This window comes from Dermacoccus sp. MPR-E5, from assembly GCF_058809565.1.
The window spans coordinates 201,802-227,922 of sequence record NZ_JBXASS010000001.1; the positions used below are offsets into that span (position 1 = coordinate 201,802).

Sequence of the window (26,121 nt, forward strand, 5' to 3'; positions counted from 1 at the left end):
CGCCCCCAGTTCCCGCACCATCACGAAAGGCCGGCCATGGGTCTGCTCGAAGGCAAGAAGCTCCTCATCACGGGTGTCCTCATGGACTCCTCGATCGCGTTCCACGTCGCGCGCATCGCGCAGGAGGAGGGCGCGCACGTCGTCCTCACGAGCTTCGGGCGCACGATGAAGATCACCCAGACGATCAGTCGGCGCCTGCCGCAACCCGTCGAGGTCGTCGAACTCGACGTGACGAACACCGAGCACCTCGACACGCTCGCCGAGCGTGTGCGCCCCCTCGTCGGCGAACTCGACGGCGTGCTGCACTCGGTCGGCTTCGCGCCCCAGGGCGCGTTCGACTTCATGAGCGCGACGTGGGAGGACGTCTCGACGGCGCTGCACGCGTCCGCGTACTCGCTCAAGGCCCTGGCCGCCGCCTGCGAACCCCTCATGTCGCCGGGGGGCGCGATCGTCGGGCTGACGTTCGACGCGAAGTTCGCCTGGCCCGTCTACGACTGGATGGGCGTCGCCAAGGCGGCGTTCGAGTCGACCAACCGCTACCTCGCGCGCGACCTCGGCCCCAAGGGGCTGCGCAGCAACCTCGTCGCTGCCGGCCCGATCCGTACGACCGCCGCGAAGTCCATCCCGGGCTTCGAGCAGTTCGAGCAGACCTGGGACGAGCGCGCGCCGCTCGGGTGGAACGTCGGCGACCCGGTGCCCGCCGCGCGCGCCTGCGCGGCGCTACTGTCCGACTGGTTCCCGGCGACCACCGGCGAGATCGTCCACGTCGACGGCGGCGTGCACGCGATGGGGCAGTAGGACCAGGGCCGGCCTCGTCCAACCCGTGTCCCGTGGGTGCGCCCCGCTCGCCGGACGCCTACGCTTTCGCCCATGACTCCTGAACCGGCGCACGCGCGAGTCGAGTTGCTCGGCAACCGTGTTCTCGATGGCCCCAACCTCTACTTCACCCGTCAGGCGATCAAGACGACCCTCGACCTGGGGGCGTGGTGCGCGGCCCCCGAGGAGACAGTCTCCGCTGCGTTTCGGGCCCTCGATTCCCGCCGCCCAAAGATCGGCGAACCAGGCGGGCCCGTGCGCGACCGGTGCGTCATGCGCCTCGCGGAGGTCGTGACGCGTCAGATCGCTCAACTGAGCGGCACGGGCCGTCTTGGCGTGCGCGTGCGCCACGGGGAGGAGCCGGGCGAGTACGTCGTCGCCTTCCCGTGGAACCGGCGCGAACGTGGCCGTGCACTGGGGCGCGCCATCGCGCGTGCCCTCGACGATCTGCTCGACACCGAGCGCGCGAACGGCGCCTGTGTGCGCGCCGCCGCCGACGTGAGAGACGCCGAGCAGGGACCGCGCGAGACGCTGCCGCGGCCGCGCGTCCCCGTCATCTCGATCACCGGCACGAACGGCAAGACGACGACGACGCGCCTTGTCGCGCACATCGCGATGACGGCCGGGCGCACGACGGCGTGGAGCTCGACGGACGGCGTCCTCGTCATGGGTGAGCACATCGAGCACGGCGACTACTCCGGCCCGGCCGGCGCACAGGCCGTCCTCGCGACGCCGGGGCTCGAGGTCGCGGTGCTCGAGACCGCGCGCGGCGGGTTGCTCAACCGCGGCATGGGCGTGCCGTACAACGACGTCAGCGTCGTCACGAACGTCACGTCCGACCACCTCGGCAGCGGCGGCATCAACACCGTCGACCAGCTCGCCGAGGTCAAGGCGATCATCACGAAGGTGACGCGACCCTCCGGCTGGTGCGTGCTCAACGGCGACGACCCGCGCGTGTGGGCGATGCGCGTCGGCACCCCCGCCCAGCTCGTCGCGTTCACTCTCGACCCCAACGCCCCCTGCATCCGCGAGGTGCGCGCGGCGCGCGGCAAGGCGTTCACCGTCATCGACGGCTTCATCGCGTGCATCGAGGACGGCGGCATCGACATGCTCGTCAGCCTCGACGACGTACCGATGACGCTCGCCGGGCTGTCGCGCCACAACGTCGCCAACGCGCTCGCGGGAGCAGCGGGGGCGCTCGCGCTTGGCCTGCCGCGCAGCGCCGTCGTCCAGGGCCTCAAGACCTTCGCGCCCGACGCGACGCTCAACCCGGGGCGCATGAACGTCTACAGCCTCCCGCTCGGGGCAGATCAGCAAGCGAGCGTGATCATCGACATGGCGCACAACGAAGGTGGCCTCGAGGCCCTGCTCGACGTCGGCCGCGGCCTCGTCGCGCCCGGCTCGCGGCTGCTGCTCGGCCTCGGCACCGGCGGCGATCGCAGCGACGAGATCCTCGTCGCCCTCGGCGAACTCGCCGGGCGCGGCGCCGACGTCGTCCACGTCGTGCACAAGGAGCACTACCTGCGCGGTCGCACGATGGAGGACCTCGAGAAGCACCTGCGCGATGGGCTGTCGCATGTGGGCGCGCACGCGGAGGCGAGCCACGAGACCGAACTCGACGGTCTGCGTGGCTTGCTCGACGTTGCCCACGACGGTGACGTCGTCGCCGTCATGACGCACAGCCACCAGGCCGAACTGCACGCGTGGCTGCTCGAGCACGGCGCGACGACGGACGGCCCACGCGAGATCCGCCGCAAGGTGCGGGCCGCTCGCGGCAGCGGCGACGCCCCCATCGATTCGGTGCCCGACGAGGCACGCGACGACGTCCGTATCGCCATCGACGCGCTCGAACGAGCGGCGTCGCACGACACGTCACCGAGTGTCTTCGGCGACATGGCGACGAGCCTCGAGGCACTGCTCGAGTCACCCTGACGGCACGCTCGCCGAGGCGACCGGAACACGGACGAGCGCCCGCCACACGACGAACCCCGGCTGCGATCACACAGGATCGCGGCCGGGGTTCGTCGTGTGCCGGCGTCAGCTGCTGGGCAGGAGTTCGTCGATCACGTCGTCCTCGGGCGACTCGAACACGGCGTCGCGGCTGAAGTCGGGGTCGCCGGGGTGAGCGGCCTCGTCGGCGTGGGCGCCGGGCGTCGCGAGGTGCGTCAGGTCCTCGAGCGCGGCCATGACACGGGCGTGCTTGTCGGCGCAGATGACGACGAGGTCGCCGGCGCGCGCTGAGTCGATCGCCACCTGTGTCGCCTCGAGCTCGTCGAGCACCGTCTCGACGCTCGCGGCGCGTGCCTCACCCGAGTCGATCGCCTGCTGGGCACCTTCGGCGACGAGGGCTGCGGTCACGCCGGGCGCGCGGCGCCGCAGGTTGTCGTCCTCACGGATGATGACGTGGTCGAACCATTTCGCGGCCAGTTCGCCCATCTCGCGGATGTCCTGGTCCCGTCGATCTCCGGCGGCGCCGACGACGACGGTGCGCTGCACGCGCGTCGACTTGTTCTTGCCGGCGACGTAGCGGTCGACGAACTCGCCGAGCAGCTGCAGACCGGCCGGGTTGTGGCAGTAATCGACGAACACCTCGGCGTGGTCGACCTCGATGCGGTTGAGGCGGCCGGGGGAGAGGTAGTAGCTCGTCGTGAACGTGCGCAGCCCCTGGCGGATGTCGTGCAGCGGGGCACCCGCGGCGAACGCGGCGCCGGCCGCGGCGAGGGCGTTGGCGACGTTCATGCGCGCAGCGCCGCTGAACGTGCTCGGCAGCAGGTGCGTCCACGCGAGCTGCATGGAGCGTCGGCCCTGCTTGAGGACGATCATCTCGCCCTTGTCCGTCGGCTCGAGCACGACGGCGCGGTCGCCACGCACGCAGCGCTCGTCGATGAACTGGCGCACGCGACTACCGGGCGCCTCCATCGAGAACCACACGATCGTGCCGCGGCACACGCGTCGCATGCGGCGCACGTACTCGTCGTCGGCGTTGAGGACGGCGAACCCGTCGCGCGGGACGGCCTCGACGATGACCTGCTTGACGTTCGCGAGATCTTCGAGCGAGTTGATGCCGCGCATGCCGAGGTGGTCGCTCTGGATGTTGGTGACGACGGCGATGTCGTTGCGGTCGTAGCCGAGGCCCTCGCGCAGGATGCCGCCGCGCGCCACCTCGAGCACCGCGAAGTCGACGCGCGGGTTCTGCAGCACCATCTTCGCTGACTTGGGGCCGGAAGCATCACGCGTGATGAGCAGGCGTTCGTCGATGACGATGCCGTCGGTCGAGGTCATGCCGACCTTCTTGCCGAGGCCCTTCATGATGTGCGCGAGCATCCGGGACGTTGTCGTCTTGCCGTTCGTGCCGGTGACGGCGACGATCGGAACGCGCGAGGGCGAGCCGGGCGGGAACAGCAGGTCGACGACCGGCTTGGCGATGAACTGCGGCTCACCGACCGTCGGGTGGGTGTGCATGCGGAAACCGGGCGCGGCGTTGACCTCGCAGATCGCGCCGCCGGTCTCACGTACAGGGACGGTGATGTCGGGGCAGATGAAGTCGATGCCCGCGACGTCGAGGCCGATGAGGCGCGCGGCCTCCTCGGCGATCTCGACATTGTCGGGATGCGCGTCCATGGTGCGGTCGATCGAGATGCCCCCGGTCGACATGTTGCCCGTCAGCGCGAGCTTGACCGTCTCGCCCTCGGGCACGACGGCGTCCATCGCGTAGCCCTGGTCGGCGACGAGGTCGCGGGCGGCGTCGTCGACCTTGATCTTCGTCAGCACCTTCTCGTGCCCGTAGCCGCGCCGCGGGTCGGCGTTCGTCAGTTCGATGAGCTCGTCGACGGTGTGCTCGCCGTCACCGACGACGTGCGCGGGTACGCGTTCGGCGATGGCCGCCATCCTGCCGTCGATGATGAGGCAGCGGTAGTCCTTGCCGGTGACGAACGACTCGACCTGCAGCACGCCGCGCCGGCTCTGCGCCATCGCGATGTCGTAGGCCTCGCTGACGGCCTCGTCGTCGGTGAGGTCCAGGCACACGCCGCGGCCGTGGTTGCCGTCGAGCGGCTTGACGACGACGGGGAAGCCGATCTCGCGAGCCGCCTGGATCGCGCCCTCACGCGTGCGCACGACCTCCGACTTCGGCACCGGCAGCCCGGCCGAGCCGAGCAGGTCGAGCGTCAGGCTCTTGTCGCACGCAATGTCGACGGCGAGGGCCGACGTGCGGCTCGTCATCGTCGCGCGGATGCGTTGGGCGTGCACGCCCTGGCCGAGCTGAACGAGGGAGGCGCCGTTGAGGCGCGTCCACGGGATGTCGCGGCTGACGGCCTCGTCGATGATCGCCTGCGTCGACGGGCCGAACGCGCGGCGCTGCACGAGAGCGTGGAACGTCTCGAGCGCGGCCTCGACGTCGAAGCCGTCCTCGGGGTGCACGACGTGGTTGACGATGCGCACGGCGAGCTGGCCGGCGGCAATGCCGACGCTCTCCTCGAGGTAGGCGTAGACGACGTTGTAGCGCCCCTCCTCGCCCTTGACTCCGCGCGTCTTGCCGCGGCGCACGTCGTGCCCGGCCTCCTGCTGCAGCTGCAGCGCGAGGTGCTCGGCGACGTGGCCGAGCCAGGTGCCCTCGTGGAGGCGCTCGACGAAGCCGCCCTCCTTGCCACGCGAGCACGAGTGGTGCTGCAGGCCGGGGAAGAGTTCGACGAGGCGATCCGCGAAGCCGGGGATCGCGTGCGTCGGGTAGTACTCGAGCACGCCGAGATCGACGACGAGGTGGATCGCGGGGTCGTAGGACCACACGTTCGGGCCGCGGTAGACGCGCGTGCTGACGATGCGCAGCGACGGCTCGATGGGGCCCGGTGCCGGCGGGATGTCGATGACGGTCATGTTCTGTTCTTCCCCTCGAAACGACGTGGACGCGATCAGTGACGCAGCGCGGCGGCAGCGGTCGCGGTGTCGTGCTGGTCCTTCGCCGCGGTGACCGCTACGTCGGCGTGCTGTTCGACGAAGTCGGTCAGCGTGGCCGTCTCCAGGTCGAAGGTCGCCCCGTAGGGCAGCGAGTGCACGACGGCACCGGTGACGAGCAGCGGTGCGTCGCGGCGTGCCTCGTGCGCGTCGGTCTGCGCCATGCGGGCGTCGACGACGAATACGGCGCCGGAGCCGATGATCGTCATCTCCCGTCCGTTGGTGATCTCCGCGGCGGTGTCCTCGTCGATGCCCATGCCGAGCAGGCTCGGTGAGCCGGCGACGAGGGAGAGCAGGCGCCCGTAACGCGAGCGCTGGTCGAAGTGCTGGTCGATGATGACGCCCGGCACGAGGCCGAGGCCCTGCGTCAGCTGGCTCGCGCGCTGACGGGGCGTCACGCCCTCCTCGCCCATCGAGATCATGAACTGGCTCATGATCGACGCGCCGGCGCTCGTGCCGGCGATGACGGCGCCGCGCTCGTGGGCGCGCAGGATGGCCTTGCCGAGGGGCGTGCCGACGATGAGCTGGCTCAGCTTGAGCTGGTTGCCGCCGGAGATGAAGATGCCGCTCGCGGCGTCGATGCGCTCGGCGAGTTCTTCTGAGGATGAGTCGACGCGCGACTGCGGGTCGACGCTGCCCACGCTCGGGCAGCCGAGGCGTGTGAAGACGGTCGAGTACACCTCGATGACCTCGTCCGCCATCGACGATGCCGTCGGGATGACGACGATGTTCGACTTGCGGCCGCCGGCGAGGCGCACGAAGCGGCGCAGGATGGTCACACGGCCGATCTTGTCCTCGGCGCCGCCGATGATGAGCAGGGAGCGTCGGGGGTCGCTACGTTCAGGCATGCGCCATATGTTAGGCGTCACGCTGCGTCGCCGCAGCGGCGTCCACGTCCGTCACGTCGAGCATGACGGTCGCACCATCGGGCGTCTCGAGCGCATCGAGGTCGTCGGCTTCCTCGATGTCGTCGCGGCTGATGCCGAGGAAGAACAGGACACTGTCGAGGTATGGGACGTTGACAGAGGCATCCGCCTGCGCCCGCACGACGGGCTTGGCGTTGAACGCGATGCCGAGGCCCGCGAGGGCGAGCATGTCGAGGTCGTTGGCGCCGTCGCCGATCGCCACGGTGCGCTCCAGCGGCAGGTGCTCGGCCTCGGCGAACGCGGCGAGCGCACGTGCCTTTCCCTCGCGGTCGACGACGTCGCCGAGGACTCGCCCGGTCAGGGCGCCGTCGACGATCTCGAGGGTGTTGGCGCGCGCGTGGTCGATGCCGAGGGAGGCGGCGAGCGGCGCGACAACCTCGATGAAGCCGCCGGAGACGACGCCGACGGTGAAGCCGAGCCGCTTGAGGGTGCGCACGAGCGTGCGGGCGCCGGGCGTGAGGCGGATCTCGGCGCGCACCTCGTCGAGCACGCTCGCGGGCAGCCCCGCGAGGGCCTCGACGCGTTCGTGCAGCGATTCGGCGAAGTCGATCTCGCCGCGCATGGCGCGCTCGGTCACCTCCGCCACCTCTGCCTCGCGGCCCGCGCGGGCGGCGAGCAGTTCGATGACCTCGTCCTGGATGAGCGTCGAATCGACGTCGAGGACGACGAGTCGGCGGCCACGGCGCGCGAGCCCGGCCTCGGCGACGCTCGCGTCACACCCCGTCTCGTGCGAGGCCTCGAGCACCCGGCGGCGCAGCTCGACGACCTCGACGCCCGAGACGTCGAGCTCGATCGCGGTGACCGGCGTGCGCGCGAGGCGGCGCACGCGGTCGATGTTGCCGCCGTGGTGGACGACCTCGGCCGAGATCTCCGCGAGGGCCTCGGCGGGCAGCGTCGGTGCGAGCAGCGTGACGACGGCGCGTCCGGGCAGGCGCACGACGTCGTCGCTCATGCCCTCGGCGAGCGTCAGGGCGAGCGAGCGCAGGCGGGCGAGGCGCTTCATCTCGAGGACGAGTTCGTCGGGTTCGGCTGCGCTGACGAGGAACGACAGCGTGATGCCACCGCCGAGGACGGCCTGGCCGACGTCGACGATCTCGACGCCGAACTTCGTCATCGCGTCGGTGAGCTCGTGGAACAGCCCGGGGGAGTCGGTGCCCTGGAACGTCAGGCCCAACAGGTCGGTGCGGCGCGCGTCGTTGTTCACCCCTCATTCATAGCGTGAAGGCGCCGCGCTCGCATCCGGTGTTCACGACGTGAGGCCGACCCGCGCGCGAGCGCGAATCGGCCTCACCCCCAGGGGCGTAGCTCGATCAGGGGGTCACGACGGTGCCCTTGCCGACGACGACGATGCCGGAGTCGGTGACGGTGAAGCCGCGGGCGCGGTCGGCGTCGTGGTCGATGCCGATGTGGGTGCCGTCGGGCAGCGTCACGTCCTTGTCGATGATGGCGCGGCGCACGATGCACGAGCGTCCGACCTTGACGCCGTCGAGCAGGATCGAGGAGTCGATGTCGCTGAACGAGCGCACGACGACGTTGGGCGAGAGCACCGAGTGGCTGACCGTCGCGCCGGAGATGATGCAGCCGGGGGAGACGATCGAGTCGACGGCGGTGCCGGTGCGCCCGTGGCTGCCATGGACGAACTTCGCGGGCGGCAGGCTCATGCCGGACGTCGTGTGGATCGGCCAGCGGTCGTTGTAGAGGTTGAAGATCGGGTGGATCGAGACGAGGTCCATGTGGGCGTCGAAGTAGGAGTCGATCGTGCCGACGTCGCGCCAGTACCCGCGGTCGCGATCCTCCGCGCCGGGGATCTCGTTGTCCTTGAAGTCGTAGACGAACGCCTCACCCCGCTCGACGAAGGCGGGGATGATGTCGCCGCCCATGTCGTGCTTGCTGTCCTCCAGGTCGGCATCACGTGTGACCGCCTCGATGAGCGCGTCGGTGGAGAAGACGTAGTTGCCCATCGAGGCGAGCACCTCGTCGGGGCTGTCCGGCAGCCCCTGCGGGTCGGTGGGCTTTTCGAGGAAGGCGCGGATGCGCGCCGGGTTCTGCGGGTCGACGTCGATGACGCCGAACTGGTCGGCGAGCGAGATCGGCTGACGGATCGCGGCGACGCTCGCCTTCGCACCCGAGGCGATGTGCGCATCAACCATGTCGGCGAAGTCCATGCGGTAGACGTGGTCGGCACCGACGACGACGACGTAGTCGGGCTTCTCGTCGTGGATGAGGTTGAGGCTCTGGTAGATCGCGTCGGCCGAACCGAGGTACCAGTTCTTGCCGACACGCTGCTGCGCGGGCACCGGCGTCACGTAGTTGCCGAGCAGGGAGCTCATGCGCCACGTCGTGGTGACGTGACGATCGAGGCTGTGCGACTTGTACTGCGTCAGCACGACGATGTGCAGGTAGTTCGAGTTGACGAGGTTGCTCAGCGCGAAGTCGATGAGGCGGTAGATGCCACCGAACGGCACGGCGGGCTTGGCCCGGTCCGCCGTCAGCGGCATGAGACGTTTGCCCTCGCCGCCGGCGAGGACGATGGCGAGAATCTTGGGGCCTCCACGGTTTGGCATGTGACGAGAATATGCCCCGACGTGGCTTCCCTCACACCCCTCGGCGCGGATAACGTTCATGGGTGAGAGTCGACATCCTGACCAAGGAATATCCGCCCAACATCTACGGCGGGGCCGGCGTGCACGTGGCCGAGCTCGTCAAGGCGCTGCGCAGCAGCGGAATCGACACCCAGGTCCGCGCGTTCGGCGAACCGATCGACGAGCCGGGCACGCAGGGCTTTCCCGACCTTCCCGAACTCGCCGACGCGAACGGCGCCCTCAAGACCCTCGGCGTCGACCTGACGATGGTGCCCGCCGTCGCCGGCGCTGACGTCGTGCACTCGCACACCTGGTACGCCAACTTCGCCGGCCACCTCTCCTCGATGCTCCACGGCATCCCGCACGTCGTGAGCGCGCACAGCCTCGAGCCGATGCGGCCATGGAAGGCCGAACAGCTCGGCGGCGGCTACGCGATCTCCTCCTTCATCGAACGCACCGCCTACGAGGGCGCGGCCGCCGTCATCGCCGTCTCCGAGGGCATGCGCAAGGACGTCCTCGCGAGCTACCCGCAGCTCGACCCGGCGAAGGTCCATGTCGTCCACAACGGCATCGACGCACAGGCCTGGGCGCCCGACCGCAGCGACGCCGCCTTCGAGATCGCGCGCCGTCATGGGGTCGACCCCGAGCGTCCGAGCATCGTGTTCGTCGGGCGCATCACGCGTCAGAAGGGCGTGCCGTTCCTGCTGCGTGCGATGCGTCAGGTGCCTGCGAACGTGCAGCTCGTGTTCTGCGCGGGCGCGCCCGACACCCCCGAGATCCTCGCCGAGGTCGAGGGCCTCATCGACCAGCTGCGCGCCGAGCGCGACGGCGTCGTGTGGATTCCCGACATGCTGCCGCGCGAGGAGGTCGTCGCGCTGCTGTCGCAGGCCACGACGTTCGTCTGCCCGTCGGTGTACGAACCCCTCGGCATCGTGAACCTCGAGGCGATGGCGTGCGAAGCGGCCGTCGTCGCAACCGCGACCGGCGGCATCCCCGAGGTCGTCGTCGACGGCGAGACGGGCTGGCTCGTGCCGATCGAGCAGGTGAACGACGGAACCGGTACGCCCGTCGACCCCGATACGTTCGTCGCCGATCTGGCGCGCGCCCTCACCGAGGCGACCTCCGACGTCGAAGAGGCCCGCCGACGGGGTCGAGCCGGGCGTCAGCGCGCCGTCGAGCACTTCGGGTGGGACGCGATCGCCGAGCGCACCCAGCAGGTCTACGCGACGGTGCTCGAAGGCTCCCGTACGGCCTGATACGTCATTGCCGGAGACACGCCGCTCTGAGCACACCGCAACGCGCGATCAACGCTGCCCGTCCTCATCGAGGGCGGGCAGCGTCGTGTGCGAGGCCGATGGCAGCCGCCGTCGCGGCCTGTGCGAGAGCGAGTTCGGCCTCGTCGAGCAGGGAGCGCAGCGTGCGCTCGCGCGCTGCGACGCTACCCGCGTCGAGGCCGCCGCTCGTCGTCAGTGCCTCGTCGAGGGCGGCGACGACGAGGCCGGCCGTCGTGATGATGCGCAGCGCCCGCGGGTGCAGGCCCGGTGGCAACGCCCAGCGCGCGCCGTCGAGGCGTTCGTCGACGCGCTCGCGGGCCGAGGAGCCGAGGAACGGTGCGATCTGCAGGGATTCGAGCACCCCGACATGCGCCAGCAACGCCTCGCGGAAGCGCCGGTCGATGTCGGCCAGGGCGAGTGCCTCGAGGCGGTGGATCGGAATCGGGTCGCTGTCGTGCGGTTCGAGCGTGAGCTTGAGGCCCTCGTCACCGGCCGGCCCGTAATACTCCAGCCGCGGCACGAGAACCCCGCCGAGCGACGGCACGAACAGGCATTCTCCGGCTTCTATCGCAGCCTGCGTCGCGGGTCCGCCGGGCGGCAGCAAACCGCCGTGGAGCCCCGGGCGGGGCAGGTCGACGCAGACGATGCGTTCGCCGAGGTCTCGCCACAGTTCGAGGCGCGGCAGGCCACCCTCGACGGCGTCGACGTCGGGCAGCGCGGCGCCGAGCGCCTCGCTGAGCGGGCGATCGGCGGCGATGGCGTGCGTGGCCCACAGGGCGAGGCGCACGGAGGCAGGCAGTTCGTACACGATCGCCCAGCCTAGTGGCGACAGGTCAGTGCGCCAGAGCCGACGGAAGGTGCTTGCGCGAGAACATCAGGACGACGCCGAGGCTCAGCGCGGCGAGCACGACGCCACCGACGAACATCACGGGGTAGCTCAGCCAGTGGCTGACGACGGCGAGCGCGGCGGGCACGAAGAAGCCGAGGTAGGTGATCGAATAGTAGACAGCCGTCAGTCCCGCGAGGTCCTCGGGACCGGCGATGCGCTGCACCTCCTGCAGGCCGGAGACGAGCAGCATGCCGTAGGCGAGACCGAGGACGGCGGCCGCGACGAGCGCGAGCCACGGGCTGACGAGTCGCGCTGCAAGTGCGGCGATGCCGAGGCCGGGCAGCGTCATCGTCAGGGCGATGATGATGGCGCGCGCGGAGCTGACGTCGTCGAAGCGCTTGCCGACCTGCTGGATGAACAGCCCGCAGCCGAGCGCGACGAGGCACAGCAGGCCCGAGAAGGCGATGCCGAACGAGCCGGTGCGATCACCCATGACGGCGGGCAGCACGGCATAGGCGCATCCCGCGCAGCCGAACACCCACGGCGCCATCGGCAGGACGACGAACAGGAAGCGACGGTGGCCCGCAGCGGGCACGCGCAGGTCGTCGAGGAAGCGTCCCGGCATCTCTTGGGCGGCATGCGTCTCGGGGGCGCGCGTCAGGAGCACGAAGCTCGCCGCCGTGATGACGAGGTGGACGAGGTAGCACAGCTCCGCGGGCAGCGGCGCGAACTGGGCAAGCGCCGCGGCGGTAGCGGCGCCGAGCGCGAATCCGGCCGTCAGGCTGATGGAGGCGCGACGCGCGCCCGCGGCGGCGTCGGCCTCGGCGTCGAACGGCGGGCTCGACAGTTCTTTGATCCACGAGCCGCCGACAACCATGGCGAGCCCGAGCGCCAGGCCGGAGAAGATGCGGCCGACGAAGAGCACGGCCGGCGACCCGGAGCCGACGGCGAGCAGCACCGACGCGATGATCGCGAGGATCGGCGCGGGCAGCATGAGCGGGCGACGGCCCCAGCGGTCGGAGGCCGGCCCGCCGAGCAGCAGCGCTGGCATGATGCCGAGCACGTACGCACCGAGCAGCAGGTCGACGGCGCCCGTCGAGAGCGCGTCGATGTCACGGTAGAGCCCGAGCAGCGGCGTGAACTGGTTGCCACCCCACGCGACGGTGAACATCGCCGCCCCGACCGGCAGCCAGGCGGCCCGCGCGCCCCCGGCGCCGGCGCGCTCGGGGGAGTCGACGCTCGTCGTGACGCGTTCGTGGCTGGTGGTGCGGGTCGGGGTGTCGAGTGACACGCGGGGGCCTTTCGTCGGGTGTGGGTGAGTGGGGTGAACTCGGGTGGGCGAGAGGCTCAGGGGAGCAGCCCGTCGTAGGAGTGGTGCAGGTGCGCCGTCAGCTCCTGCTCGAAACCGGTCGCGTCGCCCGCGGCGACGAGGTCGACGAGACGGGCGTGGGCGGTGAGGACGTCGCGGCAGCGGCGATCGTCCTTCCACAGGATGCGCGCGGCCATGCGGCGCTGACGTTCCCCGAGACGCTCGTAGAACTCGGTGAGGATGGCGTTGCCACCGGCCGCGACGAGGTGGGTGTGGAACACGCAGTCGGTCTCGGTGAAGTCGTCGTGGTCGCCGGTTTCGAGGCTCTGGCGCTGACGGCGCAGGATCTCGCCGAGATCTGTGGCGACGTCGCGGTGCTCCTGCGCCTCGACGACGCTGCGCGCCGCACGCGACTCCACCGCGATGCGTGCCTCGACGACGTCACGCACCTCGCGCGGTTCGACTGCGCGCACGAGTGCGCCGCGCTTGGGGTACAGCGTCATCCACCCCTCGGCCTGCAGCCGGACGAACGCCTCGCGCACGGGGGTGCGGGAGACATCGAGCAGTTCCGAGATCTCACCCTCGCTGATGAGGGCGCCACCGGCGATCGAGCCGTCGAGGATGCGGCCCTTCACCTCGCGGTAGACCGCGTCGGCCGCGGAGATCTTCGGCTCGCTCATGCTCGCTCCTCGTTCGGGTGGTCGGTCTGCTGCCCACGGTGCTAGGCGTTCGACGCAACATAGATACAAGTTGTAGCTTACACCCGTGTCGGTTGGGCGCCAGGCGCGTCCACGACGTCATCCGTGCCGTGTCGCGTGGCATTCGACCCCGTCGAGTCAGTAGGGTCACGGGTATGAGCGATGTGTTGTCCTTCTCCGGGATCGGTGTCACGCGCGGCGCGCAGAAGCTGCTCGACGACGTCTCGTGGGAGGTGGAGGAAGGCGAGCGCTGGGTCGTCGTCGGCCCCAACGGCGCCGGCAAGTCGACACTGCTCAACGTCGCCGCCGGTCGCATGCACCCCTCGACGGGCGTCGCCGGCATCCTCGGCGAAGTGCTCGGCGCCGTCGACGTGTTCGAGCTTCGCCCCCGCATTGGCCTCGCGACGGCGGCCCTCGCCGAGCGCATCCCCGCCGGTGAGAAGGTCTCCGACGTGGTCGTCACCGCGAGCTACGGCATGGTGGGACGCTGGCGTGAGAAGTACGACAGCTTCGACCACGAACGCGCACGCGAGCTGCTCGACGACCTCGGCGCCGCGCAACTCGCCGAGCGTCGCTTCGGCACGCTGAGCGAGGGGGAGCGCAAGCGCGTCCTCATCGCCCGCGCCCTCATGACCGACCCCGAGCTCATGCTGCTCGACGAGCCCGCCGCCGGGCTCGACCTCGGTGCCCGCGAAGACCTCGTGCAGCGCCTCACCGCGCTCGCCGAGGACGTCGACGCACCGGCGCTCGTGCTCGTCACCCACCACGTCGAGGAGATCCCGCCGGGCTTCACCGACATCCTCATGCTGCGCGAGGGCCGCGTCGTCGCCGCCGGCCCGATCGAGTCGACGCTAACGGCCGAGAAACTCTCGGAGACGTTCGGTCTCGCGCTCGAGCTCGATCGTCACGGTGAGCGCTGGAGCGCCCGCGCCGCGCAGGCCTGATCGCCGGTGCCGATCCGCATCACCTCACCCGACGACGACCGCGTCGCCGACTACTTCCGCCTCACCGACGTCGCGCTGCGCAAGAAGCTCGAAACCGAGCGCGGCCTCTACATCGCCGAGAGCGAGAAGGTCATCCGCCGCGCCCTCGCGCGCGGCGACCGTCCCCGCAGCTTCCTCATGGGCCAGCGCTGGCTCGACGACCTCGCCGACATCGTCGCGGACGCCGAGGCCGCCGACGTCCCCGTGTACGTGGGGGAGGCCGACGTCATCGAGTCGATGACGGGTTTCCATCTGCACCGCGGGGCTCTCGCGTCGATGAACCGCCCCGCGCTGGCCTTGCCCGAAGAACTGCTGCGTGACGCGCGGCGCGTCGTCGTGCTCGAGGACATCGTCGATCACACGAACGTCGGTGCCATCTTCCGATCGGCCGCGGCGCTCGGCGTCGACGCCGTCCTCGTCACCCCGCGCTGCGCAGATCCGCTGTACCGCCGCTCGGTGCGCGTGTCGATGGGCACCGTGTTCCAGGTGCCGTGGACGCGCATGGACCCGTGGCCCGGCTCGGTGACGCGACTTCAGGAGGCCGGATGGACGGTCGCCGCGATGGCGCTGGCTGACGATTCCGTAACGCTTGACGAACTCGCGGCGCGTGAGCCCGAACGCCTCGCGCTCGTCATGGGCACCGAGGGCGACGGCCTCGGAACGCGAACGGTCGCCGCGTGCGACGTCACCGTCCGCATCCCAATGGCAGGTGGCGTCGACTCGCTCAACGTCGCGGCCGCCAGCGCCGTCGCGATGTACACGCTACGCGTGTGACGGGGCGCGCCGAGGCCCCGACGTCGACGAGCATCCACTCGTGGGCATCGGGGCCTCGTGCTGTGTCGGCTGGCAGCCGCTGAGATCAGTGGCCGGGACGATCAGTGACCGTACAGGCCCGTCGTGACGCCGCGTGCGACGGTCTGGAAGACGGCGTTGAAGCTGAGGACGGCGGGCGTGACCGAGTCGTCGATCGCGAGAGGGTCACCCTCGATCGCGTGGACCGCGAACATGTATCGGTGCTTGCCGTCACCTCCGGGCGGGCACGGCCCCATCCAGCCCTTGACGCCGCCATCACCGGCGACGTGGAAGGCGCCCTCGGGCAACGCGGCGTCACCCGATCCGGCGCCCTCGGCGAGTTCGGTGACGTCCGCCGGGATGCCTGCGATCGCCCAGTGCCAGAAGCCCGACGGGGTCGGCGCATCAGGGTCGAAGCAGGTGACGACGTACGACGTCGTCGTCTCCGGCGCACCGCTCCACGACAGCTGCGGCGAGACGTTCTGCCCGTTCACGCCCCAGCCGTCGTAGACATACGCCTCGGTGAGGTCGCCGCCGTCGCTGAAGCTCGTGCTCGTGACGGTGAGGGCCGGGAACACCGGCAGGTGGTCGTAGGGGTTGGGCGCAGTGGCTCGTTCGATGCTCATGGTTCGACCCTACCGACCGCGCACCAGGATTGAGCGGGTATGGGCCTGAGCCAGCTCAGCGCACGAGCCGGTCGACGAGACGTTCGAGGGTGGCGCCCGGGTCGTTGCTGACCCCGCCGTGCATCGGGCCCGGCTGGACGATCGTCGAACGCGGCGCGCTGATCCAGCCGAAGCGTTGCCCCAGCTTCGGCAGGTCAGGGCGCCCGGGGCACGGCTCGCCGCGCACATCGGCGCACAGCGAGGCGAGCGACTGCTCGACGTCTGCGGCGGCGAGCGTCGGAGCGAACGCGGCGAGGCGGGCTGCGTCGAGGTGGAAACGGGCGTCGAGGAAATCGGCCATCTGCGCGTAGAGCGCGACGCCGACGTTGAGGAACTCCTCGCGCTCGATCGACGGCACGAGACGCAGCACGACGTACTGGTAGCCGACGCTCATCGCATCTCACCCGCGAACGCCGGCGACCATGCTTGCGGGGCGGCGAGGCGCGCGAGCAGGTTCTCGACGTAGGCGGCGCGCACGTCGTCGGCGTGCGGCATCGACTCACTCGTCTCGAGCCATTCGTCGGGCACGAGCGTCAGGATCTCGCGCAACAGGCCAGGGGTGACGAGCGCAGCAAGACGCTCGTGTGCGGCCGCTGCGGCCGCGGGCGAGGGGTCGACCACCCCGGCCATGATGTGGGAGCCCAGATCGAAGCGCTGCGCCGCGAAACGCTCCGGGTGGGAGCCCTTCGACGGCCACGAGTAGTGGAAGTACAGCGCCGCACCGTGGTCGATGCACCACGTCTGCCCGTGCCAGCGCACGAGGTTCGGGTTGTGCGGGGTGCGGTCGATGTTCGCGGTGAACGCATCGAGCCACAGGATCGTGGCGGCCTCGTCGGCGGGCGGCGGGATGGAGCCGTCATAGGCGAAGGCGCCCGGCAGCAGGTCGACGCCGAGGTTGAGCCCGACGCTCGCCGTCAGCAGATCTTGCACCTCCTCGTCGGCCTCGTACTTCGCGATGGCCTCCGGCAGCTCGACGAGCTCGAGCTCGGGCACCCGCAGGCCGAGCGCACGGGCGAGTTCGCCGACGACGACCTCGGCGACGAGCACCTTGAGCCCCTGGCCGGCTCCGCGGAACTTGACGACCCACGTGCCGAGGTCGGAACCCTCGACGACGCCGGGCAGCGAGCCGCCCTCACGCAGGGGGACGACGAAGCGCGTCGCCTCGATCTGTTGCAGCACCGCGTCAGCCTAGCGGGATTAGGCTGGTGGACATGGAACTCGTCTACCCTCCCGTTCTCGCCATTGCGCGCAGCCTCTTCGCCGCGCAGGGGCTCAAGTTCACCCTCGTCGGCTCCGAGAACCTGCCGCGCACCGGTGGCGCCGTCGTCATGATGAACCACTTGTCGTACATGGACTTCACGTACGCGGGCTTCCCGGCGATCAAGCAGCGCCGCGTCATCCGATTCATGGCGAAGAAGGAGGTCTTCGACCACAAGATCTCGGGCCCGCTCATGCGCGGCATGAAGCACATCGCCGTCGAGCGCGGCAACGGCGCGCAGAGCTACCGCGACGCCGTCGCTGCCCTGAAGCGCGGCGAGCTCGTCGGCATCTTCCCGGAGGAGACGATCTCCCGCTCATTCGAGCTCAAGTCCTTCAAGACCGGCGGCGTGCGCATGGCGCAGGAGGCCGGGGTGCCGATCGTGCCGATGATCCTGTGGGGTTCGCAGCGTGTGTGGACGAAGGGCAAGCCGAAGCGTCTCGGGCGCACGAACACGCCGATCACCGTCGCCGTCGGTGAGCCGATGACGTACGACGAGACGCTCAGCCCCGAGGAGAACACGCAGCGCGTCAAGGACGCGATGCAGAAGCTGCTCGACGCGGCACGCGCGAATTACCCGACGCTGAGCGGCGCCGACCTCGAGTTCCTGCCCGCCTCCATGGGTGGCACCGCGCCGACGCTCGAGGAGGCCGAGGCCGACGACGCCCGCATCGCCGCCGAGCGGCGTCGCAAGCGTGCCGAGAAGGCTGCGGCGGCGTCCTCGTCGCAGGGCTGAATCCGCGTCGTTCTGGGGTTGTCGGTGTCTCGTGCCACAGTTCGTCCCATGAACGCTGAACACGACACCGGCTTCGACGCCGTCGCCTCCTCCGTGCTGCACGCCCTGGCCGGGCCGGACGCTCGCCTGCGCGACGATCAGCGCGTCGCGGTCGAGGCGCTCGGTCGGCCGGGCGCGCGCGTCGTCGTCGTCCAGGCGACGGGGTGGGGCAAGTCGGCCGTCTACTGGGTGGCGACGGCGATCGCCCGCAGCCGCGGCGCGGGCCCGACGCTGGTCGTCTCACCACTGCTCAGCCTCATGCGCGACCAGGTGGCCGCCGCCGAGCGTGCGGGGTTGCGGGCCGCTGCGATCCACTCCGGCAACCTCGACGCCTGGGGCGCCATCGAGCAGGCCGTGACGGCCGGGCAGCTCGACGTGCTGCTCGTCTCGCCAGAGCGCCTCGCGAACCCGACGTTCGGTGAACGCGTCATGCGTTCGCTCGCGGGTGATCTGGGGCTGCTCGTCATCGACGAGGCGCACGCCCTGTCCGACTGGGGGCACGACTTCCGCCCCGACTACCGCCGCGTCGCCGACGTCCTGACGACGCTCAACCCGGCGACACCCGTGCTCGCGACGACGGCGACGGCCAACGAGCGCGTCACCGAGGATCTGGCGCAGCAGCTGGGGGAGGCCTCCCTCGTGCTGCGGGGGCCGCTCGCCCGCTCGTCGCTGCACCTCGCGGTGCTGCCGGAGATGACGGCGTTGCAGCGCTACGCGTGGGTCGTCGACCATCTCGCGTCACTGCCGGGCAGTGGCATCGTCTACACCCTGACGGTCGCGGACGCCGAGCGTCTCGCGGCGGCCGTGACGGCCGCGCACGGTGACGAGCTGCCCGTCGCTGCGTACACCGGTCAGCTCGAGGCGGCTCAGCGAGAACAGCTCGAGGATGATCTGCGCCACAACCGTGTCAAGGCGCTGATCGCGACGTCAGCGCTCGGGATGGGCTACGACAAGCCCGACCTCGGTTTCGTCGTCCACCTCGGCGCGCCGGCGTCACCGGTGTCGTACTACCAGCACATCGGGCGAGCGGGCCGTGCCATCGACTCGGCCGTCGTCGCGCTGCTGCCCGCCGCGGGCGACGAGAACATCTGGGAGTACTTCGCGACGGCGACGATCCCGAAGAAGGAGCAGGTCGCGACGCTCCTGACCGCACTGCAGGCCGCGGCCGAGCCGATGAGCGTCGTGGCCCTCGACGCGGAGACGGGCCTGCGACGCAACCGGGTCGAGCTGCTGCTCAAGCAACTCGCCGTCGACGGCGTCGTCGAGCGCACCCCCGACGGCTGGCGTGCCACCGGCGTCGAGTGGAGCTTCGACGAGGAGCACTACGCGGGCGTCATCGCGACGCGGGAGCGCGAGGCCGACATCATGCGCCGCTACATCGCCGGCGCCCAGTGCCTCATGAAGCTTCTGCGCACGGCCCTCGACGACCCCGAGGCCGCCGACTGCGGCCAGTGCTCGGTCTGCCTGGGCCACCTGCCCGAGCCGCTGACGACGGACATCGACCCCGCGACGCTCGAACGCATCGCGGCGGTGCTGCGCGCCGAGACCGTCACCCTCGAACCGCGCAAGATGTGGCCCGGTGGCGCGTTCGGCACCCGCGGGCGCATCCCCGCGAACCTCGCCGCCGACCCCGGGCGGGTGCTCATCCACGCCGACGCAGCCGAGTGGGAGGACGAGCGGCGAGAGGATCGGCGCGCCCAGGGCACGCAGGAGGCGTCGCAGGCGCTGCAGGAATCCGCGGTGCGCGTGCTCGCGGCCTGGTCGAAGACGTGGCGCCAGCGCCCCTCATGCATCGTCGCGCTGCCGACGCGGGTCGGCTCGGGCGAGGTCAGCACCGCCCGGGTCGAGTCGCTGGCCGCGCACCTCGGCGCCGCGGGCAAGCTGCCGCACACGACGTGGAACGTCGTGCCGCCCAACGTCGGCGATGCCTCGGGCGCCGAGGTGGCGACCGCGTGGCGCGAAGCCCTCGCCGGGAGCGCTCCGCAGGTCGCGGGAGCGAGCGTCCTGCTCGTCGTCGACACCTCGTCGACGACGTGGGAGCCCACCGTCGCCGCGGCCGCGCTACGCGAGGCGGGCGCCGTCTGCGTCCTGCCGCTGCTGGTCCACCGAAGCGTCGGATGACCTCCTGCCCGGGGCCTAGAGTTGGAGTCATGCGCGCACTCACCGTCCTGCCCCTGAGCAAGGATTCCCTCGCCGTCACCGACATGCCCGACCCGACGCCCGGGCCCGGCGACCTGCTCGTCGAGGGCATCGCCCTCGGCGTGTGCGGCACCGACCACGAGATCGCCGACGGTGCCTACGGCTGGGCGCCCGAGGGCGCCGAGCGCCTCGTCCTCGGCCACGAGTCGCTCGGGCGCGTCCTGCAGGCTCCCGAGGGCTCCGACTTCGCCGAGGGCGACCTCGTCGTCGGCATCGTCCGCATGCCCGACACCGTGCCGTGCGTCGCGTGCGCCGCGGGGGAGTGGGACATGTGCCGCAACGGCGAGTACACCGAGCACGGCATCAAGCAGATCCACGGGTTCGGTTCGCAGCGCTGGAGCATCCCCGCCGACCACGCCGTCAAGCTCGACCCGTCGCTGGAGAAGGTCGGCGTGCTGCTCGAGCCGACGACCGTCGTGACGAAGGCCTGGGAGCAGGTCGAGCGCATCGGCGCCCGCGCGACGTTCGCGCCGAAGAAGGTACTCGTCACCGGTGCCGGGCCGATCGGTCTGCTCGGCGCGCTCATCGGCGCCCAGAAGGGCCTCGACGTCTACGTCCTCGACCGGCCCACCGACGGTCTCAAGCCCGAGCTCGTGCGCGACCTCGGCGCCACCTACGTCACGGGCGACGTCGTGGAACAGATGCAGCAGATCGCCCCCGACGTCGTCATCGAGGCCACCGGCGCGGTGCCCGTCATCTCGGGCGTGCTCGCCAACAACGTGCCCTACGGCATCGTGTGCCTGACGGGCATCTCCGCGCCGAAGGAGCAAGAGGTCGACCTGGGCCACATCAACCGCGACCTCGTGCTCGACAACGGAGTCGTCGTCGGCTCGGTCAACGCGAACCTGCGTCACTACCAGGGCGCGGCCGAGGTGCTCGCGAAGGCCGACAACGCCTGGCTGGAGCGACTCATCACGCGACGCGTGCCGCTCGAGAAGTTCGCCGAGGCCTTCGAGCGCCGCGACGGCGACGTCAAGGTGGTCATCGACCTGGTGTGAGAGACGACGCCAGCATCGTCCACGTCGACCTCGACGCGTTCTTCGCCTCGGTCGAGCAGCGCGACAAGCCGAGCCTACGTGGACGCCCCGTCATCGTCGGTGGTACCGGCCTGCGCGGCGTCGTCTCGACGGCGTCGTACGAGGCGCGAGCGTTCGGCGCCCGCAGTGCGATGAGCACCGCCGAGGCACGGGCCATCTGCCCGGCCGGCACGGCGTTCCTCTCGCCACGGTTCGAGGCGTACCGCGCGTCGTCGCTCGCCGTCATGGCCGTGCTGCGCGAGCTGTCGCCGCTCGTCGAGCAGGTCTCGATCGATGAGGCGTACGTCGACCTGCGCGGCGCCGACCTCGATGTCTCGAGCACCGCGCACGTGCGCGAGGTGCTCGAGACCCTGCGCCGTGACGTCGCCAACGCAACGGGCGGTTTGGGCGTCAGCGCGGGGGCGGCGTCGTCGAAGATGCTCGCGAAGATCGGCTCCGACCTGAACAAGCCGGCGGGCATCACCGTCGTCGAACCGGGCAGCGAGCTCGAGTTCCTCGCGCCGATGTCGGTGCGCGCGATCAGCGGCGTCGGCCCGGCGACTGCGGCGCGGCTGCGCACCTTCGGTGTCGAGACGGTCGAACAGCTGCGCGCGATGACGCACGTCGACCTCGTCAGCATCTTCGGTGAGCGTCACGGGCATTCCCTCCACGAACTGGCGCGCGCCCGCGACGATCGGGACCTCACCCTCACCCGCGAGGCGAAGAGCGTCTCGCACGAGGAGACGTTCGAACGCGACGTCCACGATCGCGCCGTGCTGCGCCGCGAGATCGAGCGCATCGCGCAGGCCGTCTCCGCTCGCTGCGAGAAGGCCGGAGTCTTCGGGCGCACCGTGCACCTCAAGGTGCGCCTTCCTGACTTCAGTTCGTTGACGCGCAGCTCGACATCACCGACCCCGAGCCGTGACGCCGACGTCATCGCCCGCACGGCTCAGCGCCTGCTCGACGGGCTCGACCTCGCGCAGGGTGTGCGTCTCATCGGTGTGGGCGTCAGCGGTTTCGTCACGCACGCGCAGTCGGGGCTGTTCGAACTCGAGGCTCCCGTCGACACGCCGGCCTTTCCCGAGGCTGTCGGTGAGTCGTCGACAGCCGCCACCCCCAGCAGCGACGACGCTGACCCCGACGCCGACGAGGCGCCGTCGACCCTGCCTCAGGAGTTGACGACGCGTTTCAGCCCCGGCACGACGCCGTCGTGGCGCCCCGGCATGGACGTGCATCACGACGAGTTCGGCGCGGGTTGGGTGTGGGGTTCAGGGCGTGGCCGCGTCACCGTCCGGTTCGAGGGCCCGCTCACCCCGAAGGGTCCGGTGCGTACCTTCGCCGTGGACGATCCGGCGCTGACGCCCGGCGAACCGCCGGCCTGGGACGACGCCGCTGCCGCGTCGCCGTGAGGTAATCGTTAGGTTCTCGGGTCGAACCGGACGAGCGTTCCACGTAGATTGCAGGTACGAAGTCGTCGAAGCGGGGAGCTGGACCGAGCATGAACAACAGTGCATGGCTGATGTGGCTGGGCGTCGCCCTCGCGATGGCCGCCGTCGAGGCTGTCACGGTCGACTTCGTGTTCATCATGCTCGCGCTCGGCGCGCTCGCGGGCGCGATCGCGTCGTACTTCGGTGCGGACTTCGTCATCAGTGCGCCGATCGCGGTGGCCGTCGCCGTCGGGTTGTTGTTCACGCTGCGCCCGATGCTGCGTCGCCGTCTGCGCCCGACGCGCGACAACACCGACATCGGGCCGCGTTCGGTCGTCGGTCAGACGGGGTTCGTCGTCGAGCCGGTCTCCGAGTCGCAGGGCCTCGTCAAGGTGCACGGCGACCTGTGGAGCGCGCGCACCGACGTGCGCACGACGCTGCCCCTCGGTTCGCCCGTCCACGTCATCGACCTGCAGGGCGCGACTCTGCTCGTCGACCCCACCACCACCGAGCGGCGCTGAGCGAGCACTCCCGCCAGCGTCCGCGCATCACGCCGGGTTCGCCCGGCCACAGGGAGGGAACATGTCCCCAGGACTCATCGTCGTCATCCTGCTGCTGGTCTTCGCGGTCGTCGTCGTCATGCGCACGATCCGCATCGTGCCGCAGCAGACGGCTCAGATCGTCGAGCGTCTCGGCTCGTACAACCGCACGCTGACGGACGGTCTGCACATCCTCGTGCCGTTCATCGACCGGGTGCGCGCGAACATCGATCTGCGTGAGCAGGTCGTCACGTTCCCGCCGCAGCCCGTCATCACGAGCGACAACCTCGTCGTCAGCATCGACACCGTCATCTACTACTCGGTGACGGATCCGAAGTCGGCCGTCTACGAGATCGAGAACTTCATCCAGGGTATCGAGCAGCTGACGGTGACGACGCTGCGCAACGTCATCGGTTCGCTCGACCTCGAGCAGACGCTCACCTCGCGTGACCAGATCAACGGGCAGCTGCGCGGCGTGCTCGACGAGGCGACGGGCCGCTGGGGCATCCGCGTGAATCGTGTGGAGCTCAAGGCGATCGACCCGCCGGCGTCGGTGCAGGATTCGATGGAGAAGCAGATGCGCGCCGAGCGTGACCGCCGCGCAGCCATCCTGAACGCCGAGGGTTTCAAGCAGAGCCAGATCCTCACGGCCGAGGGTGAGAAGCAGAGCCAGATCCTGCGAGCCGAGGGTGAGGCGCAGGCCGCCGTCCTCAAGGCCCAGGGTGAGGCGCGCGCCATCCAGCAGGTGTTCGACGCCATCCACCGCGGCAAGCCGACGCAGCGTCTGCTCGCCTACCAGTACCTGCAGACGCTGCCGCAGCTAGCGCAGGGCGATTCGAACAAGATGTGGGTCATCCCCTCGGAGGTCACCGACGCGCTGCGCGGCATCTCGAGCGCTCTCGGCGGCGACGCCGGGCGTCCGGGCGACAACGATGACGAGGAATGGGTCGACCCCGGCACGAACGACGACAACGCGTTCGCCGACACGAAGCTCGAGGACCCTCAGGTCGCGCTCGCCAACGCGCGTGGCCAGGTCGATCAGGCCACGAACGAGGCTGAGGATTCGACGTCCCGCCCGCAGCGTTCCACGAGCGGTGACGACGGGGTGCCCGCCCTCGGCGCGTCGGCGACGCCGCAGGCGCCGCTCGGCGCGCAGACGACGCCCGCCAGCGGGTCCGACGCCGGTCTGCAGCCGGAGCCGGTCGACGCTCCGCGCGAGACCCAGCAGCAGCCGCAGCGTCAGATCCGTCTGCCGCACCGCCCCGAGCAGGACGGCGAGCAGCCGACGGGTCACGCCTGAGCCGAGCCGATGTGCACTCCAAGCGAACGCCTGGTAATGTTCTTCCTCGTTGGAAGGGCGCGAAAGCGGCCTGAAAACACCACCTGTCCGGGTGGCGGAATGGCAGACGCGCTAGCTTGAGGTGCTAGTGTCCTTTATCGGACGTGGGGGTTCAAGTCCCCCCTCGGACACACTGCACGAGAACGCCCCGGTGAGATATCACTGGGGCGTTCTTGCGTGCTGCCCACGCAGGAATGAAAAGGTGGAGCCATGGCTTCTCAGACCTCCTCCGAATCCGACGTCCTGCGCATCTGCCGCGATTTGATCCGCATCGACACGAGCAACTACGGCCCGGGCACCGAGGGCCCCGGCGAGCGTGAGGCGGCCGAGTACGTCGTGGGCCAGCTACAGGAGGTCGGCCTCGAACCCGAACTGTTCGAGAGCGAGCCGGGGCGCGCGAACGTCGTCGTCCGCATCCCGGGGGCCGACCGCGAACGCGGCGCGCTCGTCGTCCACGGCCACCTCGACGTCGTGCCAGCCGACGCCGCCGACTGGTCGCACGACCCGTTCGCCGCCGACGTCGAGGACGGCTGCGTCTGGGGCCGCGGCGCCGTCGACATGAAGGACATGGACGCGATGATCCTCGCGACCGTCCGCGACTTCGCCCGCCGCGGCGTCACTCCGCCGCGCGACCTCGTCGTCGCGTTCTTCGCCGATGAGGAGGCCGGCGGCGTCAAGGGTTCGCACTGGGCCGTCGACCACCGTCCCGAACTGTTCGAGGGCGCCACCGAGGCGATCAGCGAGGTCGGCGGCTACTCCGTCACCGTGCCGAAGAAGGGCGGCGGCGACCAGCGCGCCTACCTGCTGCAGACGGGGGAGAAGGGCATCCGTTGGATCCGCCTCACCGCCCACGGCCGCGCCGGCCACGGCAGCGTCCCCAACGACGAGAACGCCATCGCGCGCCTCGCCGCGGCGATCGGCCGCATCGACGCCCACGTCTGGCCGCGCCAGTACGTCGCGAGCGTCCGCCAGCTGCTCGACGGTCTCGCGGACATCACGGGCACGACCTACACCGACGAGGACACCGACGCGCTGCTCGCGCACATCCCCGGCGCGCGCACCTTCGTCGAGGGGGCCCTCGCGAACGTGTCGAACCCGACGATGCTCGACGCCGGCTACAAGCACAACGTCATCCCGCAGACGGCGTCGGTCAACGTCGACTGCCGCTTCCTGCCCGGGCACGAGGACGAGCTGATGGACGTCATCGCCGAACTCGCCGGCGAGCACGTGACGATCGAGACGCTGCATCGCGACATCGCGCTCGACGCGCCGTTCGAAGGCCACCTCGTCGAGCGGATGAAGGACGCGCTGCGCACCGAGGACCCGGGCTGCGAGATCCTGCCCTACTGCCTGTCGGCGGGCACCGACAACAAGGCACTCAAGCAGCTCGGCATCAACGGCTACGGCTTCACACCGTTGCGGCTGCCGTCCGATCTGCTCTTCGCGCCGATGTTCCACGGCATCGACGAACGCGTGCCCGTCGAAAGCCTCGAGTTCGGGCAGCGGGTGCTCGCGCGTCTGCTCACCGACTGCTGATCAGAGCCAGCCGCCGTTGTCCTGCGGGCGCATGCGGATGATGCGGCGCCGCAACCAGATGCGGCGGACCCCACCGAGGTAGATGCGGGTGCGGGCCAGCTCCCAGTGCCCGTACTCGGCCTCGTCGGTGAGGCTCTGGCGGATGTCGCTGCGGCTCGCGTCACGCGCGAACGTGAGCGTGCGGTATTCGTACTCGGCCATCTGCACA

23 protein-coding genes and 1 tRNA gene are annotated in these 26,121 nt (G+C 70.3%); 13 read left to right on the forward strand and 11 right to left on the reverse strand.

Annotated features, from left to right (window positions below):
• Positions 1–36 precede the first annotated feature (36 nt).
• Both fabI and AC1RS9_RS00855 read left to right on the forward strand, forming a co-directional pair.
• Complete coding sequence (gene fabI / locus AC1RS9_RS00850; RefSeq protein ID WP_074039334.1) at positions 37–798, forward strand: enoyl-ACP reductase FabI; 762 nt, start codon at positions 37–39, stop codon at positions 796–798.
• 72 nt (positions 799–870) lie between these two features.
• On the forward strand, positions 871–2,748 hold the full coding sequence (locus tag AC1RS9_RS00855) for a Mur ligase family protein (protein WP_240742492.1): 1,878 nt from the start codon (positions 871–873) through the stop codon (positions 2,746–2,748).
• Between the two features lie 105 nt (positions 2,749–2,853).
• On the opposite strand, the gene cphA is transcribed toward AC1RS9_RS00855, so the two are convergent.
• From cphA to glgC, 4 genes are all read right to left on the reverse strand, one after another.
• Positions 2,854–5,688, reverse strand: coding sequence for a cyanophycin synthetase (gene cphA / locus AC1RS9_RS00860; protein ID WP_074039332.1), 2,835 nt, complete (start codon positions 5,686–5,688; stop codon positions 2,854–2,856).
• A gap of 35 nt (positions 5,689–5,723) precedes the next feature.
• A complete protein-coding gene (locus tag AC1RS9_RS00865) occupies positions 5,724–6,614 on the reverse strand; it encodes a cyanophycinase (protein ID WP_074039330.1) in 891 nt (296 codons plus the stop codon).
• Positions 6,615–6,624: 10 nt separating this feature from the next.
• On the reverse strand, positions 6,625–7,896 hold the full coding sequence (gene serB / locus AC1RS9_RS00870) for a phosphoserine phosphatase SerB (protein ID WP_074039328.1): 1,272 nt from the start codon (positions 7,894–7,896) through the stop codon (positions 6,625–6,627).
• A gap of 106 nt (positions 7,897–8,002) precedes the next feature.
• Entirely contained in the window at positions 8,003–9,256 is a 1,254-nt protein-coding gene (glgC, locus tag AC1RS9_RS00875; RefSeq protein WP_038568253.1) for a glucose-1-phosphate adenylyltransferase, read from the reverse strand.
• A 62-nt stretch (positions 9,257–9,318) separates the two neighbouring features.
• Here glgC and glgA point away from each other — a divergent pair, with 62 nt between their 5' ends.
• Positions 9,319–10,530, forward strand: coding sequence for a glycogen synthase (gene glgA, locus AC1RS9_RS00880; RefSeq protein WP_074039327.1), 1,212 nt, complete (start codon positions 9,319–9,321; stop codon positions 10,528–10,530).
• Between the two features lie 64 nt (positions 10,531–10,594).
• On the opposite strand, the gene AC1RS9_RS00885 is transcribed toward glgA, so the two are convergent.
• Genes AC1RS9_RS00885 through AC1RS9_RS00895 form a run of 3 tightly spaced genes read right to left on the reverse strand, consistent with a single transcriptional unit; the run spans position 10,595 to position 13,366 of the window.
• Complete coding sequence (locus AC1RS9_RS00885) at positions 10,595–11,356, reverse strand: Rv1486c family protein (RefSeq protein WP_074039325.1); 762 nt, start codon at positions 11,354–11,356, stop codon at positions 10,595–10,597.
• A 25-nt stretch (positions 11,357–11,381) separates the two neighbouring features.
• Complete coding sequence (locus AC1RS9_RS00890; protein WP_115296219.1) at positions 11,382–12,668, reverse strand: MFS transporter; 1,287 nt, start codon at positions 12,666–12,668, stop codon at positions 11,382–11,384.
• 56 nt (positions 12,669–12,724) lie between these two features.
• Complete coding sequence (locus AC1RS9_RS00895) at positions 12,725–13,366, reverse strand: GntR family transcriptional regulator (RefSeq protein ID WP_492920202.1); 642 nt, start codon at positions 13,364–13,366, stop codon at positions 12,725–12,727.
• A gap of 173 nt (positions 13,367–13,539) precedes the next feature.
• Here AC1RS9_RS00895 and AC1RS9_RS00900 point away from each other — a divergent pair, with 173 nt between their 5' ends.
• Positions 13,540–14,328, forward strand: a complete 789-nt coding sequence (locus AC1RS9_RS00900; protein ID WP_492920204.1) for an ABC transporter ATP-binding protein — start codon at positions 13,540–13,542, stop codon at positions 14,326–14,328.
• Between the two features lie 6 nt (positions 14,329–14,334).
• Positions 14,335–15,141 (forward strand): TrmH family RNA methyltransferase, encoded by an 807-nt coding sequence (locus AC1RS9_RS00905; RefSeq protein ID WP_492920206.1) that lies wholly within the window; start codon positions 14,335–14,337, stop codon positions 15,139–15,141.
• A 101-nt stretch (positions 15,142–15,242) separates the two neighbouring features.
• On the opposite strand, the gene AC1RS9_RS00910 is transcribed toward AC1RS9_RS00905, so the two are convergent.
• From AC1RS9_RS00910 to AC1RS9_RS00920, 3 genes are read right to left on the reverse strand one after another with little or no spacing between them, the layout of a single operon-like run.
• Positions 15,243–15,785: a YbhB/YbcL family Raf kinase inhibitor-like protein gene (locus tag AC1RS9_RS00910; RefSeq protein ID WP_006945378.1), complete on the reverse strand. Its 543-nt coding sequence runs from the start codon at positions 15,783–15,785 to the stop codon at positions 15,243–15,245.
• A gap of 55 nt (positions 15,786–15,840) precedes the next feature.
• Positions 15,841–16,218: a DUF3037 domain-containing protein gene (locus AC1RS9_RS00915; RefSeq protein ID WP_038568213.1), complete on the reverse strand. Its 378-nt coding sequence runs from the start codon at positions 16,216–16,218 to the stop codon at positions 15,841–15,843.
• Positions 16,215–17,003 carry a HipA family kinase gene (locus tag AC1RS9_RS00920; RefSeq protein ID WP_006945433.1) on the reverse strand — a complete coding sequence of 263 codons (789 nt, stop codon included), beginning with the start codon at positions 17,001–17,003 and terminating at the stop codon, positions 16,215–16,217. Before AC1RS9_RS00920 ends, AC1RS9_RS00915 begins: the two co-directional genes overlap by 4 nt.
• Before the next feature lie 32 nt (positions 17,004–17,035).
• On the opposite strand from AC1RS9_RS00920, the gene AC1RS9_RS00925 reads away from it, so the two are divergent.
• The 8 genes from AC1RS9_RS00925 to AC1RS9_RS00960 all read left to right on the forward strand — a co-directional run bounded on the left by AC1RS9_RS00925 (position 17,036) and on the right by AC1RS9_RS00960 (position 25,913).
• Entirely contained in the window at positions 17,036–17,818 is a 783-nt protein-coding gene (locus AC1RS9_RS00925) for a lysophospholipid acyltransferase family protein (RefSeq protein ID WP_115296223.1), read from the forward strand.
• A 48-nt stretch (positions 17,819–17,866) separates the two neighbouring features.
• On the forward strand, positions 17,867–19,978 hold the full coding sequence (locus AC1RS9_RS00930) for a RecQ family ATP-dependent DNA helicase (protein WP_492920209.1): 2,112 nt from the start codon (positions 17,867–17,869) through the stop codon (positions 19,976–19,978).
• Positions 19,979–20,007: 29 nt separating this feature from the next.
• Positions 20,008–21,054 (forward strand): glucose 1-dehydrogenase, encoded by a 1,047-nt coding sequence (locus tag AC1RS9_RS00935; protein WP_006945434.1) that lies wholly within the window; start codon positions 20,008–20,010, stop codon positions 21,052–21,054.
• Complete coding sequence (locus AC1RS9_RS00940) at positions 21,051–22,481, forward strand: DNA polymerase IV (RefSeq protein ID WP_492920211.1); 1,431 nt, start codon at positions 21,051–21,053, stop codon at positions 22,479–22,481. Before AC1RS9_RS00935 ends, AC1RS9_RS00940 begins: the two co-directional genes overlap by 4 nt.
• A gap of 89 nt (positions 22,482–22,570) precedes the next feature.
• On the forward strand, positions 22,571–23,020 hold the full coding sequence (locus tag AC1RS9_RS00945; RefSeq protein ID WP_006945462.1) for an NfeD family protein: 450 nt from the start codon (positions 22,571–22,573) through the stop codon (positions 23,018–23,020).
• 61 nt (positions 23,021–23,081) lie between these two features.
• The gene (locus AC1RS9_RS00950; protein ID WP_492920213.1) at positions 23,082–24,338 is read left to right on the forward strand and encodes an SPFH domain-containing protein; all 1,257 of its coding nucleotides are present in this window, start codon (positions 23,082–23,084) and stop codon (positions 24,336–24,338) included.
• Between the two features lie 85 nt (positions 24,339–24,423).
• Positions 24,424–24,508, forward strand: a tRNA-Leu gene (locus AC1RS9_RS00955).
• Between the two features lie 79 nt (positions 24,509–24,587).
• Complete coding sequence (locus tag AC1RS9_RS00960; RefSeq protein ID WP_006945438.1) at positions 24,588–25,913, forward strand: M20/M25/M40 family metallo-hydrolase; 1,326 nt, start codon at positions 24,588–24,590, stop codon at positions 25,911–25,913.
• On the opposite strand, the gene AC1RS9_RS00965 is transcribed toward AC1RS9_RS00960, so the two are convergent.
• Entirely contained in the window at positions 25,914–26,114 is a 201-nt protein-coding gene (locus AC1RS9_RS00965) for a DUF5703 family protein (protein WP_038568187.1), read from the reverse strand.
• Between the last annotated feature and the right edge of the window lie 7 nt (positions 26,115–26,121).